Genomic DNA, 15,357 nt, shown 5'->3' on the forward strand with positions numbered 1-15,357 from the left:
GCGGCCACCCCCGAGAGCTCGGCCGGGGCGCGGGCGGCGGCGCGGGCCGCCGTACGCCAGGCCGTACGCGAGACCCACCGCACAGCCGCCGCCGCTGAGCGCGGCGCCGGGACGGACGACCCGACGGCCCTGACCGCGGCCGGCGAGCTGCCGGTGGAGGAGGCGGTGGAGGAGGCGGAACCCGCGCCCGCCACCGAGCCCGCCGGGCGCGGGGAGCCGCGCACCCCGCAGGTGGGCTGGGGCGCGGACATGGGCACCCCCACCACCCTCGTCCTGCTGCGCCACGGCGAGACCCCGCTCACCCCCCTCAAACGGTTCTCCGGCAGCGGCGGCACCGACCCGGAGCTGTCGGCCGCCGGGCTGCGCCAGGCCGAGGCGGCCGCCTCGGCCCTCGCGGCCCGCGGCACCGTCCAGCAGGTGATCAGCTCGCCGCTGGTGCGCTGCCGCCGGACCGCGCGGGCGGTCGCCGACCGGCTGGGGCTGGGGGTCGAGGTCGAGCACGACCTGCGCGAGGCCGACTTCGGCGCCTGGGAGGGGCTGACCTTCGCCGAGGTGCGCGAACGGTACCCCGACGACCTGGACGCCTGGCTGGCCTCGCCCGAGGCCGCGCCCACCGGCGGGGAGTCCTTCGCCTCCGTCATCCGCCGCGTCGAGGCCGCCCGCGACCGGATCCTGGCCCGCCACGCCGGCCGCACGGTGCTGCTGGTCACCCATGTCACACCGGTCAAGGTGCTGGCGTGCGCGGCCCTGGGCGCACCGCCCGAGGCGCTGTTCCGCATGGAGCTGTCGGCGGCCTCGCTGTCGGCGGTGGCGTACTACGCGGACGGCAACGCCTCGCTGCGGCTGCTCAACGACACCGGTCACCTGCGCTGACGCCTCCGCCGCCCGTACCGCCGGCGCTCGCGGGGGCGTCCGTACCCGCGCCCAGCCGGGCCGCCTCGCGGGCCAGACGCTCGATCCGGCCCCAGTCCCGCGCCTGCACCGCCTCCGGCGGCAGCATCCAACTGCCGCCCACACAGGGCACGTTGGGCAGTGCCAGATAGTCCACCGCCGAATCCGGCCCGAGACCGCCGGTCGGGCAGAACCGGGCCCGGGGCAGCGGCGAGGCCAGCGCCCGCAGATACGCCGGTCCGCCCGCCGCCCGGGCCGGGAAGAACTTCATCTCCGTCACCCCGCGCTCCAGCAGCGCCATGACCTCCGAGGCGGTCGAGGCCCCCGGCAGCAGCGGCAGACCCGTCTCCCGCGCCGCCGCCAGCAGCCGGTCCGTCCAGCCGGGGCTGACCAGGAAGCGGGCGCCGGCCTCCCGGGCCGCCACCGCCTGCTCCGGGGTGAGCACCGTGCCCGCGCCGACCACGGCCCGCGGCACCTCCGCCGCGACCCGGCGCACCGCCTCCAGCGCGTCCGCCGTCCGCAGCGTGATCTCCACCCCGCGCAGCCCGCCGGCCACCAGCGCCCGCGCCAGGGGCACGGCATCGGCCGGGGCGGCCCCGCCGCCGAGGACGACCACCGGCAGTACGGGGCCCAGGGCGAGCACGGAGGGCAGGGGTGCGGGCGGTGCGGGCGCGTCTGTCATGGCGGCCATCCTGCCCACCCCGCTCACGCGCCGCAACGCCCGTTGCGCACCCTGCAATGAGTCAGAGTTCGGTGACCACCACGTCCAGCCGCCACGGCGTCCCGCCCTTCGCCGGAGGCTCCGCCTCCACCGCGTACCCCAGGCCGCGCAGCGCCTCGGCCAGCTCCGCCGGGCCGCCCGGCTCGGCGCCCTCGCGCAGCAGCGCGCGCACCATCCGTCCCTTGGTGGCCTTGTTGAAGTGGCTGACCACCGACCGCTTCTCCACACCGCCGACGGTCCTGGACTGGAGCACCCGCACCGTCGCCGTCCGTTCGGCGAGAGCGCCCTTCGGCTTCCACATCGACCCGTACGCCGCCGACCGCAGATCCAGCACCGGCCCCTCACCCGCCGCCTTCGGCAGCACCGACTCCAGCGGCTCCCGCCAGTACCGGCCCAGCGGCCCCAGCGCCGGCAGCCGCACCCCGCCCGGGCAGCGGTAGGGCGCGATCGGGTCACCGATCCGCACCGCGCCCCACAGCCCCGAGAACACCAGCAGCCACCGCCCGGCCCGCTCCCGCGCCGCCGCGTCCAGCGTGGCCAGGTCCAGCGCGTCGTAGAGTACGCCGGTGTAGACCTCGCCGGCGGGGCGCGTCGGGGCCGTCCGCAGTCCCGCGTTCCTCGCCACCTCGCCGCGCAGGCCCTCGCTCAGCCCGAGCACCTCGCGCGCCTTGTCCTCGTCGGCCGAGCACAGCTCCACCAGTTCCGCCAGCACCGCCTCCCGCGCGGCCGTCAGCCCCGGCAGCGACATCGCCCCCGGGTCGAGCGCGGGGCCGGACGCCCCGGCGGCCTTCCCCTCGGACGGTGGCAGCAGTACGAGCACGGCGGTTCTCCTCACAAGGTGGTGCGCGCGCCGGAACACGATCCTGCGCACCGGCGCCACAGCAGCGTATGCGCCCCGCTCACCCGGCCGCCCCGCCGCCCGGCCGGGCATCGGTTCCGCCGGGCGCGGTACCCGGCGCGGCGTGAACCCTCTCCAGCACGGCCGGAAGGCCCACAGCGGTGTTCTCCCGCCCACCGCTGTGGGCGTGGCCGACCGCCGGAGGCGCCGTCGCCCTGGCCGCCGCGATCCTCCTGGAGCGGTTCCGGCCCCGGCCCGGAACCGGCCCGGCCAACCTCTGGCCGGGCGGCCACGAGCCGGCCTCCTCGACGCCTCCGCCGACCGCAGCGGCGAGACGCGCTCGGTGTGACGGCACGGTGTGACGGCCGGCGGGTCGGCGCCGCGGCCCGGCGTGGAAGCCAGGCATACGGGCCCGCCGGAGGGGCACCCGCCCGCGGAGCGAAGCACCCGGTATGTCCGGAAGGGCGGGTTATCCCTCCTTGCGGGCACCGGACACCGATCCACGAGGCCGCCCGGACGACGGCCGGGCGGCCGGGAAGCGGGGACACCATGGCCAAGGAGAACCAGAGCCGCGACGAGCGCCTGGCGGAGATCGCCCGGGAGCGCAACCGCCACCTGTCGGGGGAGACCGCCAGGGGCCGCGTCGACCCGGCCGCCGCCGGGGGACGGGTCCGGGAGGAGGACACCTCCCGCGAGACGGACGCTCCGAAGAAGGGGAGGGGGAACGTCCGGGGCACCGAGGGCATGCCGCGCTCCGGCGCGGACCTCGGCGACCGCGGCACCGGAGGCGAGGCCGCCCGGGAGGCGATCGGAGCCGACCCCGCCAAGTCCGGCGGCGAGGTGGAGGACCGCAGCACGGGGAAGTCCACCCGTGAGGAGACGCTCGGCGACGAGGGGAAGTCCTGACGGACACCCCGGGTCCCGGCGGCGGGGCCGCCCGCCCGCCCCCCCCCGCCCCCGGCCCCCCCCCCCCCCCGCGGCGCCCCCCCCCCCCGGCGCGGGTGGTGACAGCCGCCGACGCGGCCGGCTCGCCGATCCTCATGGCGGGAGTGGACACCTCGACGCCGCGGCAGGGTCGAGGCGCGGTCCGCGCCGCCCGCGGCGGCGGGATAGCATGGGCGGCACGGCAGACGAGTCGTGCGGGCGGTCGCGGCGCGGACCCTTCCGGGGTGAGCGTCGAGGAACGTCCGGGCTCCACAGGGCAGGGTGGTGGGTAACGCCCACCCGGGGTGACCCGCGGGAAAGTGCCACAGAAAACAGACCGCCGGGGGCCTCACCGCCCCCGGTAAGGGTGAAACGGTGGTGTAAGAGACCACCAGCGCCCAGGGTGACCTGGGCGGCTCGGTAAACCCCACCCGGAGCAAGGTCAAGAGGGGACGTCGCCCCACGGGGAAGACGGCCCTGCGCGGATGTCCGAGGGCGGCCCGCCCGAGTCCGCGGGTAGACCGCACGAGGCCGGTGGCGACACCGGTCCCAGATGGATGGCCGCCTCCCGGCGGGCCGCGAGGCCCACCGGAGACAGAACCCGGCGTACAGCACGGCTCGTCTGCCGCCGACCGTTCCGGCCCGCCGCAGCCCCCGCCTCCCGCGCCCCGGTCGCCGTCCGCGAACAGGTGCCGGTCGCCGGGGTGGAGGAAGACCTGAGCGACGGTGCCCTCCACCCGTACGAGGCGGCGGCTGTGCCGGGGCGGGCGCCGGTGGTTAGGCTGAGCGCCTGTCACATCTGATGTGCACCACTCGGGTCCGGGGGGACGGGGCGGAATGGACGACCAGCTTCGACGGCTGCACGAGTTGGCGAAGGCATCGCCCAACTTCGGGATGCTGTACACGCACCAGCCGCTGCTGGCGCTCTACGGCTCCCAGGCCGAACTGAACGTGTTCACCAACCCGAACGCCGCGTCGGTCAGCGCCCGGCAGTTCGGCGAGGTGCTGGCCGAGGAACTGGTACGGCGGACCGGCATCAGGGTGGAGGGCACGCGGCAGGTCGACCGCCTGCGGGCACTGGCCACCCTGGGCGCCCTGACGCCCCCGGTGCGCAGAGCCTTCGACGAACTGCGGCTGAGCGGGAACCAGGCCGTGCATGATCACCTCTTCGACACCTCGGCCGCGCTGTCCTCGGTCCGGCTCTGCTGGGAGCTGGGCGTCTTCTTCGACCGGGCGCTCACGGGCTCGCGCACGGTACGGGCCTTCGTGCCGCCGGCGATGCCGGAGAAGGTGGCGGATCCGGCCGAGGCGGCCGAACTGCGCAGGACGCTGGACCGGCACCGGGACACGCTCGCCCAGTCCCGGATCCGGCTGAGCGAGACCGAGAACCGACTGGAGGCCGAGCGGCGGGCCCGCGCGGAAGCCGAGGCGCTCATGGCCAGCGCCCGGCAGTCCCGGAACGCGCTGGCCTCGCGGCTGGAGCAGCTCCAGGCGCAGATCGAGGAACTGCGCAAGGCGCAGCAGGCCGAGTACGAGCGGGACCGCAGGCAGCCCCGCCGGATCGCCGCCTCGGCCCGGGAGGCGATCGTCGAGCGGGCCAAGCGCCCGGCCCCGCTCAACGAGGTCCAGGCCCGGGTGCGCATCGACGCGCTCCTGAAGGCGGCCGGCTGGCTCGTCCAGGACCGCGCCGACCTCAACCCCCTGGCCGGCCGCGGAGTGGCCGTGCGGGAGTTCACCCTGGCCACCGGCCGCGCCGACTACGTCCTCTACGTCGACCAGCGCATCGTCGGCGTCATCGAGGCCAAGCGCGAGGGCTCCCACCTCAGCGGCGCGCTGTCGCAGAACGAGCGGTACGCCCGGGGCGTCCACCGGGACTACGCGCTGAGCGTGTGGCGCCGCGACGAGCCCTTCGCCTTCCGCTACGCCACCACCGGCACGGAGACGTACTTCGTCAACCGGCTCGACCCGGAGGCGCGCTCGCGCGAGGTGTTCGCCTTCCACCGCCCCGAGACGATCGCGGAGTGGATGCGCCGCGCGGACGAAGCCGGTGCCGGGGGCGCCACCTTCCGGGCCGCGCTGAAGGAGCGGATGCCGGTCCTGGAGCCCCACGGGCTGCGCCGGGCGCAGTTCGACGCGATCCGGAACCTGGAGGCGTCGCTCGCACAGGACCGCCCGCGGGCGCTGATCCAGATGGCCACCGGCGCGGGCAAGACCTACACCGCCGTCACCGCCACCCACCGCCTGCTCAGACACGCCGGGGCCAGGCGGGTGCTGTTCCTGGTGGACCGCAACAACCTGGGACGGCAGGCGCTGGGCGAGTTCCGCCGCTACCGGACGCCGGACGAGAACCGCGCCTTCACCGACGTCTACAACGTCGACCGCCTCGGCGCCGCCGGGATCCAGCAGACCTCGGCGGTGGTGGTGTGCACCATCCAGAAGATGTACTCCCTGCTCAAGGGCGAGCCGCTGACCGACGACGACGCGGCCGAGGACGAGAGGGAGGCCGTCGGGGGCGAGCGGAGCGGGAAGGCCGGGAAGGCCGGGAAGGCCGGGTCGGAGACGGAAGCCCCCGACGACGCGTACTCGCTGAGCGCCCCCGTGGCGGTGGAGTACCAGCCCGGCGTGCCGATCGAGTCCTTCGACGTGATCGTCGTGGACGAGTGCCACCGCTCCATCTACGGCCTGTGGCGCGCGGTCCTGGAGTACTTCGACGCCCACCTGGTGGGCCTGACCGCGACACCGACGCCGCAGACCAAGGGGTTCTTCGACAACAACCTCGTCTCCGAGTACACCTTCGAGCAGGCCGTCGCCGACGGTGTGAACGTCGACTTCGACATCGTCCGTGTCAGCACCGACCTGCGCGAGGAGGGCGGCGCCACGATCGAGGCCGGCACCACCGTCCGCGTCCGCGACCGCAGGACCCGCGCACAGCGCTACGAGGAACTCGAGAACGACTTCGAGTACACCACCCGGGAACTGGGCCGCTCGGTGATCACGGAGGACGAGATCCGCCAGGTCCTCACCCTCTACCGGAACACCTGGCCGCGCTGGTTCCCCGGCCGCGCCGAGGTCCCCAAGACGCTGGTCTTCGCGGTGGGGGAGGACCACGCCGAGGAGGTGCTGAAGCAGGTCAAGGAGGTCTTCGGGCGGGGGGACGACTTCGCCAAGAAGATCACCTACAGGTCGCGGCAGAACGGCGACAACCCCGACGACCTCATCAACGACCTCCGCAACTCCCCGCGCCTGCGCGTCGCCGTGACCGTGGACATGATCGCCACCGGTACCGACGTGAAGGCCCTGGAGTGCGTGATCTTCCTGCGGTCGGTGCGGAGCCCGGTGCTGTTCGAGCAGATGAAGGGCCGAGGCGCCCGTTCCATCGACCCCGACGAGCTGCGTGCCGTCACCCCGGAGGCGGCCGCCGACCTGGTCAAGGACCGTTTCGTCCTGGTCGACGCGGTCGGGGTCACCGACTCCCCGCTCGTGGACGCCCGCCCGCTGATGCCGGCCGGCGACCGGCAGGTCTCGCTGCACAAGCTCCTCGACAAGACCGCCGCGCTCTCCCTGAGCACCGACGAGGCCGAGACCCTGGCCCGGCGCCTGGCCCGTGTCGACCGGCAGCTCACCGACGGCGAACGCGCGCGCGTCGCGGAGGTCGGCAAGGGCACGACCCTCACCGAGCTGACCCGCTCCCTGACCGACGCCGTCGACGTCGACCGGCAGGACGCGGCCCTGAGGGAGGGCGGCGAGCGGGCCGCGCGGAAGCTCGTCACCGACGCGATCGCCCCGCTCACCGGCAACCCCGAGCTGCGGAAGCTGATCGTCGAGATCCGCCACCGGCAGGACCTCACCTATGACGAGACCACCGCCGTCACCGTCACCGGCACCGTCGAGGTGGACCGCGCCGAACGCGCCCGCCAGGAACTGGCCGAGTGGGAACGGGTCGTCACCAGGGCGGAGAGGGACCGCAACGCCGCTGTCCAGATCGCCCTCGGCTCCGGCAGCGGCTCCCGCTCGGTGGCCGAGAAGCGGGCGGCGCTCCAGGAGCTGGCGGGCACGATCCAGGCCGGGAAGCGGGCGTGGACGCCGACCATACTGTGGCAGCACTACGAGGAACTCGGCCGCGCCGCCGCCCATCCCGGCCGGGAGACCGGACTGGGCGACCTCATCGCGCTGATCCGCTACGAGCTGGGCGCCGATGACCAGTTACGGCCCTACCGTACTGTTGTCGAGGAGCGCTTCCAGGGCTGGCTGCTGCGGCAGCGGCAGACGGGCGTGGAGTTCACCGACGACCAGCTGTGGTGGCTGGAACGGATTCGCGACGCGATCGCGAGCGACGTGGGCATCGAGTCCAAGGAGCTCGACATCGAACCGTTCAGCGCCTACGGCGGCCGCATCGGCTTCACCCACGCCTTCGGCGGCAGGACCCGGGCGCAGGAACTGTTGGGCGAACTGAACCAGGAACTGGCTTGAACGACACGGAACTTCCGGCCGGGTGGGAATGGGTCGAGCTTGGTGACCTTGCTGACTCCGTCAAGAACGGCATGTACGTCTCTCGCCCTGGTGTAGAGCCGAATGGTGTGCCAATCCTGCGTATCAGTGCCGTACGTCCCATGAAGTTGAATACCTCAGATCTCCGATACACAGGGATGAGCTTTCGCGATGTGTGTGATCGCGATGGTTTGGCCAGGCCAGGAGACTTGCTGTTCACTCGTTACAACGGAAACTCAGAGTTTGTGGCAGCGTGCGCTCGAGTGCCGGATGGTGTAGAAGGTTTTGCTTACCCGGATAAACTTATCCGAGTGGTGATTTCTGGACGCTATGCAGACAGTCGATTTATCGGCTATGTGTGCGCCTGGGAGGGGGTTCGCGCGCAGATCCGGAAAGTGGTAAAAACTACAGCTGGGCAAGCTGGAATCTCGGGTTCTTCGTTGAAGCGAATTCGCCTTCCGCTTCCGCCATTTCCGGAACAGCAGCGCATTGTGGAGATCCTGGAGTCGCATCTAGAGCGCATCGAGCGAGCCTCAAGCTCGCTTGCCACTGCTGCAGCACGTTCCAAGGTGCTCACGCACAGACTGATGTCTGTGCAGTTCGGTGCTCGCGAGCATACAGTGGTCGAGTTGCGCGATATTGCGGATGTTCGGCTGGGGCGGCAACGGTCTCCCAAGAACCACTCGGGTAGTCAGATGCGCCCATACATTCGCGCTGCGAACGTTGGGTGGGCTGGGCTCAAGTTGGACGACGTGAAGGAGATGAACTTCACGGACCGTGAGCTTGATGTGTACAGACTTCGCCCGAAAGATATCGTTCTTAGCGAGGCATCGGGGAGCCCTGGAGAGGTGGGGAAACCGGCGATCTGGAACGGTGAGATCGAGGACTGTTGCTTCCAGAACACGCTGATTCGTGTTCGCCCCACAGGGGTGCATCCAGAATATCTCTTTAACTTTCTTCGTTGTGCCGCGCTCCGTGGGGATTTCCGCAGTGGAGCCAGGGGGGTTGGAATTCACCACCTTGGGGCTGCAAAGATCTCGCGATGGCCGATTCCTCTTCCTTCCGAAGAGGATCAGTTGAAAACTTCCAAAGTCATCGAAGAGCAGATTTCTGCGCTTTCTGCCGCCTCCTCAGCGATCCAGGCCGCTGGTACGGTGCCCCTGAAGGCTTCAACCCTCCGTAGTTCCCTCTTTCGCCGGGCCTTCACCGGCCAGTTGGCCCCCCAGGACCCCGACGACGAGCCGGCCTCCGTGCTGCTCGAACGGATTCGGGCCGAGCGGGCGGCTCAGCCCAAGCCGAAGCGCACACGCAGGGCCGCGCCGCGCAAGACCTCCACCGCCCCGGCTCCGGAGCCGACCTCCGCGCCCCGCACCTCCACCCAGCAGGAGCTCCCGCTGTGACCGCCGTCGCCGACACCCCCGCCACCGAGCCGAACCCCGAGGTCCGGGCACAGGCGTCCGCGCAGACCAACGCGCTGGTCGCGAAGCTGTGGAACTACTGCAACGTCCTCCGCGACAACGGCCTGTCCACCATCGACTACGTCGAACAGCTCTCCTATCTGCTGTTCCTGAAGATGGTCGACGAACTGGCCGAGGAGGCGTGGGACGACGACGAGATCACACAGATCGTCCCGCCCGAGTACAGCTGGAAGTCCCTGGTCACCAAGCGCGGTGTCGAGCTTGAGCGGCACTACCGCGACATCCTCGACAACCTCGGCCGCCGCCCCGGCACGACGATCGGGACGATCTTCGCCGAGGCGCAGAACCGCATCACCAAGCCCGCCCTGCTGGAGAAGCTGGTCATCGAGCTGATCGGCAGGGAGCAGTGGACCGTCAAGGGCACGGACCTCAAGGGCGACGCCTACGAGGGCCTGCTCAGCAAGGGCGCATCCGACACCAAGACCGGCGCCGGCCAGTACTTCACCCCCCGCGCGCTGATCGACGCGATCGTCGACGTCATGCAGCCCACGCCGGACGACACCATCGCCGACCCGGCCTGCGGCACCGGCGGCTTCCTGATCGCCGCGCACACCTACCTGCGCAAGCACCACATGCGGGACCTCGACACAGCCAAGCGCGCCGAGTTGCAGCAGGGCAAGCACATCCACGGCAACGAGCTGGTCACCGGCACCGCCCGTCTCGCGGCGATGAACATGCTGCTGCACGGCATCGGCACCAGCGACGGCCGCAGCCTCGTCAGCGTCGGCGACGCCCTCGCGAAGAAGCCCAGCGGCCGTCACGCGACCCTGGTCCTCGCGAACCCTCCCTTCGGACGGAAGTCCGCGATCACCGTGATCGGGCAGGACGGCACGGTGGAGAAGGAGGACGTCGAGTACGACCGCGACGACTTCACCGCCACCACGACCAACAAGCAGCTCAACTTCCTCCAGCACATCATGTCGCTGACGGCCGTCGGCGGACGCGCCGCCGTCGTCCTGCCGGACAACGTGCTGTTCGAGGGCGGGGCCGGTGAGAAGATCCGCCGCCGGCTGCTCGACGAGTTCGACCTGCACACGATCCTGCGCCTGCCCACGGGCATCTGGTACGCGCCGGGCGTCAAGGCGAACGTCCTGTTCTTCGAGAAGAAGTCCCCGCGCGCGGACGGGAAGCCCCACACCGCCCGCACCTGGATCTACGACTTCCGCACCGGTCGGCACTTCACGCTGAAGAAGCGCCCGATGACCCGGGCCCACCTGGACGAGTTCGTCACCGCCTACCGTCCCGGCGAGCCGCGCGAGAGCCGGATTCCCTCGGAGTCGCCGGAAGGGCCCTGGCGGGTCTTCGAGTACGACGACCTGATCAAACGGGACAAGGTCAACCTCGACATCACGTGGATGAAGGACCCCGCACTCGAGGACGCGGACAGCGACCTCGCCCCCGAGGAGATCGCGCAGGAGATCGTCCAGGATCTCCAGGCAGCCCTCAACGAGTTCAAGGCCATCGCCGAGGCGCTCGGGGGAGAGGTCGTGGACGGGGGAGAGGCGGAGTAGGGAACGGTCAGTCAGGCAGCGGCAGTTCGGCGAGCATCACCGCGAAGAGCGGGGAGTCCGCGAAGGGCTGCTGCTCGCCGACCTTACGGTAACCCCACGACTCGTACAGGGCCTGCACCTTGGGGCGCCTGACGTCCACGGAGAGGACGGCCAGGTCCTCCTCGCGCTTCGCCAGCAGCCCGTGGTGCAGGAGCCGGGAGGCGCCGGTCTTGCGCCAGCGCGGGCGCACCATCAGCTCCGAGAGGGCGAACGTGCGGGACGCCTCGGGAGCCGGGTCCAGGAACTCCCGCCACCACTCGCGGCCGGGGGTGGAGGGAGCGCCGTACGCGTAGCCCACCGGCTCCTCGTCGTCGTAGCCGATCAGGCAGGAGAAACCGGGATTGCCGCCCCAGTGGTCCACGAACCAGGGGAAGCGCTGGACGAACGGGTCGTCCAGGCGGTCCGCGTAGGCGTCGGCATGTACGTCCAGAAGGGTCTGCCGGATGTCGGGCAGGTCCTCGTGGACGTAGTGGCGCAGGTCCAGACCGGCGATGATCGTCATACGAGGGTCCATTCGTTGCGGTGGCGGTCGACCCACTCCCGCGCGGCGGCGGAGTCGGGGGCGATGGTGATCAGGTCGCGGTGGAAGTCGCCGAGAAGGGAACGCATCCTGCCGGGGAGGGGGTCGCCTTCCATCAGGTCGAAGACGGTCTCAGCTGTAGCGCATGCCTGCTCGGCATCGTGTTGGTGGAGTTGGGCCAGGGCGAGCTGCGCCGTTTCCATGCCCCGGTTGCGGCGGAATTGGGCAGGGGTGACGGCCAGGGACTTGTGAGAGGCGGCTTCGGCCTTGTGCGGAGCGCCCAGGCGGTTGTGAACGATCGCGGAAAGCCCGTGCAGTTCTCCGGGACCGTAGAAGCTGGCCCAGTTCGGGCGAGGTTTGTTCGGGGATGCCTTGGAGAGGGCTTCCCAGGCGTACCCCAGGGACCGCAGGGCGGCCTGCCGGTCGCCCAGGCAGGAATGGCCGATCGCGGTGCGGGCATGGCCGAGTGAGGCGAAGAATGGGTCGCGCCGGGCGGTGGTGGTGGTCTGGATCGCGTGCGCGGCATCCACAGCCTGCGTGTAGTCCCCGCGCTGACGAGCCAGCATCGCGTACAAGTTCCACACCTTCAGTTCCGCGGTGTGGCTCTTGGACATCCGTGACAGGTACAGCGCGCGGTCCAGATACCGCTGAGCGTGCTCGGGGTGGCGGGCGTCGATCGCGGACCAGGCGGCAGCCGCCGTGTAGTCGGCCGCCACGCCGAACAGGCGTTGCCGGATGCGCTGGGATGCTGCCCGCTCCTGCAACCTCAGCGCCTGGCCGGCGCTGGACAGTGCCGCGCGTTCCAGGCCGTCGTGCCCGCCCCGGGACTGGTCCAGAGTGGTCAGGGCCTCCAGGCCCTCGCGCAGCCGGATCACGTCGGAGGTGCCGACGGAGGACGGCCGGGAGGCGGCGACCAGGGGGACGGCTGCGGCGGTCGTCCCGGTGGTGGCGGTGAGGAAGTGACGGCGTCGCACGGGATCCTCCTGCGGTGGTGGGAGTGCGGTGTCCTGCCTGCCCGCCGGGGGTGTGAAGCCCAACTCCTCGACGGCGCGACCGAACACCGCTTCCAAAGCCTGCCTCTGCCGAGCATGCGGCCAAACCGTCTTTCCGGCCAGCCAGTTGCGCACCGTCCGGTCGCTGACGGTGCCCTCGTGCCCGTCGGCGCGCAGCCGGAGGTTGACGGCCTCGGCCAACTCCTCCTGGGTGAGGCCCGCTTCGAGCATGCGACTTCTGAGGTCCTGGTTCCTCTGCACTGACTCAGAGTAGCCATTCGGAGGCACTGAGTAGAAGTCGAAGGGGGAAATTTCCGGTTGAGGACGGTCCGTGGGGCTCCGGCATTTCCTTACCCCCCGCGGCACGCGGCCGTTGACTGGGCGAAGACAGGAGCCGTGGGCCCGCCGGGGGAGCGGGAGACGGCGGCCGGATCCCGGTAGTTCGGAACGAGGCGATGACGACGACGATGACCACGACCACAGGCGGCCCCGCGTCCACCGGAGTGTTCCCCTCCTGGCCCGCGGTCGGCATACGGGTCCTGGACACCGGTACGGGCCGCGTCGGAGTGGTGCTGCTCCTGCGGGACGCCTCGGGGAAGGTCTACACCGAGGGTGCGGGCCGCCCGGCGCGTGCTCTGCTGCGGTGCGAGGGCAGGCGCGAGCCGCGCTGGTGGGCCGAGGTCGGCGGCCTGAGGAGCGTGCGGTGAGGGCGACCGGGCGGGAGACGGGGCGGGAGACCGGGCTGGGGCACCGGGACCACCCGCTGCTGGGGCGGACCGTGCTGGACACCGCCACCGGGCGGACCGGGGTCCTGCGGGCGGTCTGCCCCGAGCCGGACGGCGGCACCGCCGTGTGCGCGGTCCCGGTGTTCCGGCCGGGGAGCGGTCCGCCGGTGGCGTGGCTGGCCCCGGTCGGGGGCGGCGTGGAGTGGACCACCGAGCCGGACGCGATCCGGGAGGTGACCGGGTGAGCGCCCGCCGTCCCTTCCGGTTGCCGTTGCCGGAGCCGGACGGACTCGTGGCCGGTGTCGTACTCGCCGCCGCGAACGTACTCGGCGTCGGTGCGGCGGCCTGCGCGACGGGCGCCGTCCCGGCCGTTCCGGTCGCACCGACCGTTCCCGACGTGCTGTCCGCCACCGCCCTGGACGAGGCCCGGTCCGGGGCCGGGCGGTGACCGCGTCCGGTGGGGGAGGAGCGGAAGACACGGTCGCACCGGACCGTCCGCCGCCCCGGTCACCCTCTCGGGCGGTTGCCGGACTTCCCGGTTCCTCCCGCGCGGGGGCGCCGTTACCGTGCGCACGGGGCGGGCGCCGCCGCTACCGTGGAGGCGAAGGGAGAACCGTGTTGACTTCCTCCCCCTCCTTCAGGAGGGGGAGGAAGTCAAGAGCTGGTCGTGCACTCCAACCCGGACAAGGGCCGCTACCGGGACGTCCACACCACGGCCGGCCTCGGCGAGGAGCTGCGGCTGCCCGACCCGGTGGGGGTCGTGCTGGAGACCGGCGAGCTCAAGGAGCTGATGGCCTGACGGCCCGGTCGCGTTTCCGGGTGCGTGCCCGCGCCGCCGTCGTACGCGCGCCGGAACGGCGGTCCCCGTCCCGGCGCCGGTCACCGCCGATAATGCCGGTACGCGACGGAAGGAGTACCCCATGAGCTCCGAGGCGTTCAGGGACCACGGGCCGCGCCCCCACGCGCTGGACATCGAGCAGGCGACCCTGACCAACGACCGCTTCCGCACCACCTTGTGGACCGGCACGAACCTCCAGCTGACGGTGATGAGCATCGAGCCGGGCGGCGAGACCGGCCCGGAGACGCACATCGACCGCGACCGGTTCCTGCGGGTGGAGGCCGGGCGGGGCCGGGTGCTGATGGGGCCGGAGCGGGACCGGACGTCCTTCGACCGGGAGGTCGTCGACGACTGGGTGGTCCTCGTCCCGGCCGGGACCTGGCACAACGTGGTCAACACCGGCGAGGAGCCGCTGAGGCTGTACTCCCTCCACGCCCCGCCCGAGCACCCGCACGGCGCCGTGCACCGCACGAGGGCCGACGCGGACGCGGCCGGGGAGGCGGAGCGGGCCGAGGGGCCCGGCGAGTACGCCGGAGAGTGACCGAACGCGACCCTTGGCCGCTGTGGCGGCGCGTGCCATGCTCGCGGCACAGCGAGGCCGGGTGGCCGCCGGGGCACCTGGACGGGCGGGCGGGAAGGGGCGGCGTGGTGGCGGTACGCGGGGTGCTGTTCGACATCGACGACACACTGTTCGACTACTCGGGGGCGGACGAGGCGGGGCTGCTGGCCCACCTCGCGGCCGAGGACCTGCTGGACCGCTTCCCCGAGCCCGCCGCGGCCGTCCGGCTCTGGCGGGAGGTCACCCGGGCCGAGTACGCCCGCTACACCGCCGGTGAGATCACCTTCGCCGAGCACCGGCGCGCCCGGGTGCGCCGCTTCCTGGCCAGCCTGGGGCGGCCGGGGGCGGAGGAGATGCCCGACCGGGAGGCCGGCGCCTGGTTCGCCGGCTACACGGCCCGCCGGGACGCCGCGCGCAGGGCCATGGACGGCGCCCCGGCCGTCCTGACCGAGTTCGCGCCCCGCTACCGCCTGGGCGCGGTCTCCAACTCCTCGCTGCCGCACCAGCGCGAGAAGCTGGCTGCCATCGGCCTGCTGGGGTACTTCGGGCAGGCGCTTGTCTGCTCGGTGGAGCACGGCGAGGCCAAGCCCGCGCCGGGCATCTTCCTGGCCGGCTGCGCCCTGCTGGGCCTGGAGCCGCACGAGGTGGCCTACGTCGGCAACGACCACGAGGTCGACGCGGTGGGGGCGCGCGACGCGGGCCTGCACGCGTACTGGCTGGACCGCGGGGACACCGGCTGGGGCGGCGGCCGGGCCGGGGCGCCCGCCGAGGGCGTGCGCGTCATCCGTGCCCCGGTGTCTTATAAACAAAAACCAGCCCACCAGACCCAACAG

15 protein-coding genes and 1 other RNA gene are annotated in these 15,357 nt (G+C 72.1%); 12 read left to right on the top strand and 4 right to left on the bottom strand.

Annotated features, from left to right (window positions below; all coding sequences use genetic code 11):
- Positions 1-873 (top strand): histidine phosphatase family protein (locus AC2CJA_RS13740; protein ID WP_484602984.1); only part of this gene is annotated, 873 nt, incomplete at its 5' end.
- Here AC2CJA_RS13740 and eda read toward each other — a convergent pair.
- On the bottom strand, positions 848-1,573 hold the full coding sequence (gene eda / locus AC2CJA_RS13745) for a bifunctional 4-hydroxy-2-oxoglutarate aldolase/2-dehydro-3-deoxy-phosphogluconate aldolase (RefSeq protein ID WP_484602985.1): 726 nt from the start codon (positions 1,571-1,573) through the stop codon (positions 848-850). The genes AC2CJA_RS13740 and eda overlap by 26 nt on opposite strands.
- A 61-nt stretch (positions 1,574-1,634) precedes the next feature.
- Entirely contained in the window at positions 1,635-2,432 is a 798-nt protein-coding gene (gene yaaA / locus AC2CJA_RS13750) for a peroxide stress protein YaaA (protein ID WP_484602986.1), read from the bottom strand.
- A 567-nt stretch (positions 2,433-2,999) separates the two neighbouring features.
- On the opposite strand from yaaA, the gene AC2CJA_RS13755 reads away from it, so the two are divergent.
- From AC2CJA_RS13755 to AC2CJA_RS13775, 5 genes are all read left to right on the top strand, one after another.
- On the top strand, positions 3,000-3,356 hold the full coding sequence (locus AC2CJA_RS13755) for a hypothetical protein (protein ID WP_484602987.1): 357 nt from the start codon (positions 3,000-3,002) through the stop codon (positions 3,354-3,356).
- A 225-nt stretch (positions 3,357-3,581) separates the two neighbouring features.
- Positions 3,582-3,999, top strand: an RNA gene (rnpB, locus tag AC2CJA_RS13760) — RNase P RNA component class A.
- A gap of 212 nt (positions 4,000-4,211) precedes the next feature.
- Positions 4,212-7,844: a type I restriction endonuclease subunit R gene (locus AC2CJA_RS13765; RefSeq protein WP_484602988.1), complete on the top strand. Its 3,633-nt coding sequence runs from the start codon at positions 4,212-4,214 to the stop codon at positions 7,842-7,844.
- Positions 7,841-9,262, top strand: coding sequence for a restriction endonuclease subunit S (locus AC2CJA_RS13770; protein ID WP_484602989.1), 1,422 nt, complete (start codon positions 7,841-7,843; stop codon positions 9,260-9,262). The genes AC2CJA_RS13765 and AC2CJA_RS13770 overlap by 4 nt, the downstream gene beginning before the upstream one ends.
- Positions 9,259-10,851, top strand: coding sequence for a type I restriction-modification system subunit M (locus tag AC2CJA_RS13775; protein WP_484602990.1), 1,593 nt, complete (start codon positions 9,259-9,261; stop codon positions 10,849-10,851). The genes AC2CJA_RS13770 and AC2CJA_RS13775 overlap by 4 nt, the downstream gene beginning before the upstream one ends.
- 7 nt (positions 10,852-10,858) lie before the next feature.
- Here AC2CJA_RS13775 and AC2CJA_RS13780 read toward each other — a convergent pair whose 3' ends face one another.
- The gene (locus AC2CJA_RS13780) at positions 10,859-11,392 is read right to left on the bottom strand and encodes a GNAT family N-acetyltransferase (protein WP_484602991.1); all 534 of its coding nucleotides are present in this window, start codon (positions 11,390-11,392) and stop codon (positions 10,859-10,861) included.
- Positions 11,389-12,663, bottom strand: a complete 1,275-nt coding sequence (locus tag AC2CJA_RS13785) for a helix-turn-helix transcriptional regulator (RefSeq protein WP_484602992.1) — start codon at positions 12,661-12,663, stop codon at positions 11,389-11,391. The genes AC2CJA_RS13780 and AC2CJA_RS13785 overlap by 4 nt, the downstream gene beginning before the upstream one ends.
- Positions 12,664-12,869: 206 nt before the next feature.
- Here AC2CJA_RS13785 and AC2CJA_RS13790 point away from each other — a divergent pair, with 206 nt between their 5' ends.
- The 6 genes from AC2CJA_RS13790 to AC2CJA_RS13815 all read left to right on the top strand — a co-directional run.
- Entirely contained in the window at positions 12,870-13,109 is a 240-nt protein-coding gene (locus AC2CJA_RS13790; protein ID WP_484602993.1) for a hypothetical protein, read from the top strand.
- Positions 13,106-13,372, top strand: coding sequence for a hypothetical protein (locus tag AC2CJA_RS13795; RefSeq protein WP_484602994.1), 267 nt, complete (start codon positions 13,106-13,108; stop codon positions 13,370-13,372). The genes AC2CJA_RS13790 and AC2CJA_RS13795 overlap by 4 nt, the downstream gene beginning before the upstream one ends.
- A complete protein-coding gene (locus tag AC2CJA_RS13800) occupies positions 13,369-13,575 on the top strand; it encodes a hypothetical protein (protein WP_484602995.1) in 207 nt (68 codons plus the stop codon). Before AC2CJA_RS13795 ends, AC2CJA_RS13800 begins: the two co-directional genes overlap by 4 nt.
- 219 nt (positions 13,576-13,794) lie before the next feature.
- Positions 13,795-13,926 (top strand): hypothetical protein, encoded by a 132-nt coding sequence (locus tag AC2CJA_RS13805; RefSeq protein WP_484602996.1) that lies wholly within the window; start codon positions 13,795-13,797, stop codon positions 13,924-13,926.
- A gap of 121 nt (positions 13,927-14,047) precedes the next feature.
- A complete protein-coding gene (locus AC2CJA_RS13810) occupies positions 14,048-14,506 on the top strand; it encodes a cupin domain-containing protein (RefSeq protein WP_241717596.1) in 459 nt (152 codons plus the stop codon).
- Positions 14,507-14,610: 104 nt separating this feature from the next.
- On the top strand, positions 14,611-15,357 hold a 747-nt coding region (locus AC2CJA_RS13815; protein ID WP_484602997.1), incomplete at its 3' end, for an HAD family hydrolase.

The sequence above is a fragment of the Streptomyces sp. ATLC9 genome, assembly GCF_057196705.1.

What these genes read in the sequence shown, in the direction of transcription:
- eda (WP_484602985.1), bottom strand. Translation starts at nt 1,573, where the DNA reads ATGACAGACGCGCCCGCACCGCCCGCACCCCTGCCCTCCGTGCTCGCC.
- AC2CJA_RS13755 (WP_484602987.1), top strand. Translation starts at nt 3,000, where the DNA reads ATGGCCAAGGAGAACCAGAGCCGCGACGAGCGCCTGGCGGAGATCGCC.
- AC2CJA_RS13765 (WP_484602988.1), top strand. Translation starts at nt 4,212, where the DNA reads ATGGACGACCAGCTTCGACGGCTGCACGAGTTGGCGAAGGCATCGCCC.
- AC2CJA_RS13780 (WP_484602991.1), bottom strand. Translation starts at nt 11,392, where the DNA reads ATGACGATCATCGCCGGTCTGGACCTGCGCCACTACGTCCACGAGGAC.
- AC2CJA_RS13790 (WP_484602993.1), top strand. Translation starts at nt 12,870, where the DNA reads ATGACCACGACCACAGGCGGCCCCGCGTCCACCGGAGTGTTCCCCTCC.
- AC2CJA_RS13810 (WP_241717596.1), top strand. Translation starts at nt 14,048, where the DNA reads ATGAGCTCCGAGGCGTTCAGGGACCACGGGCCGCGCCCCCACGCGCTG.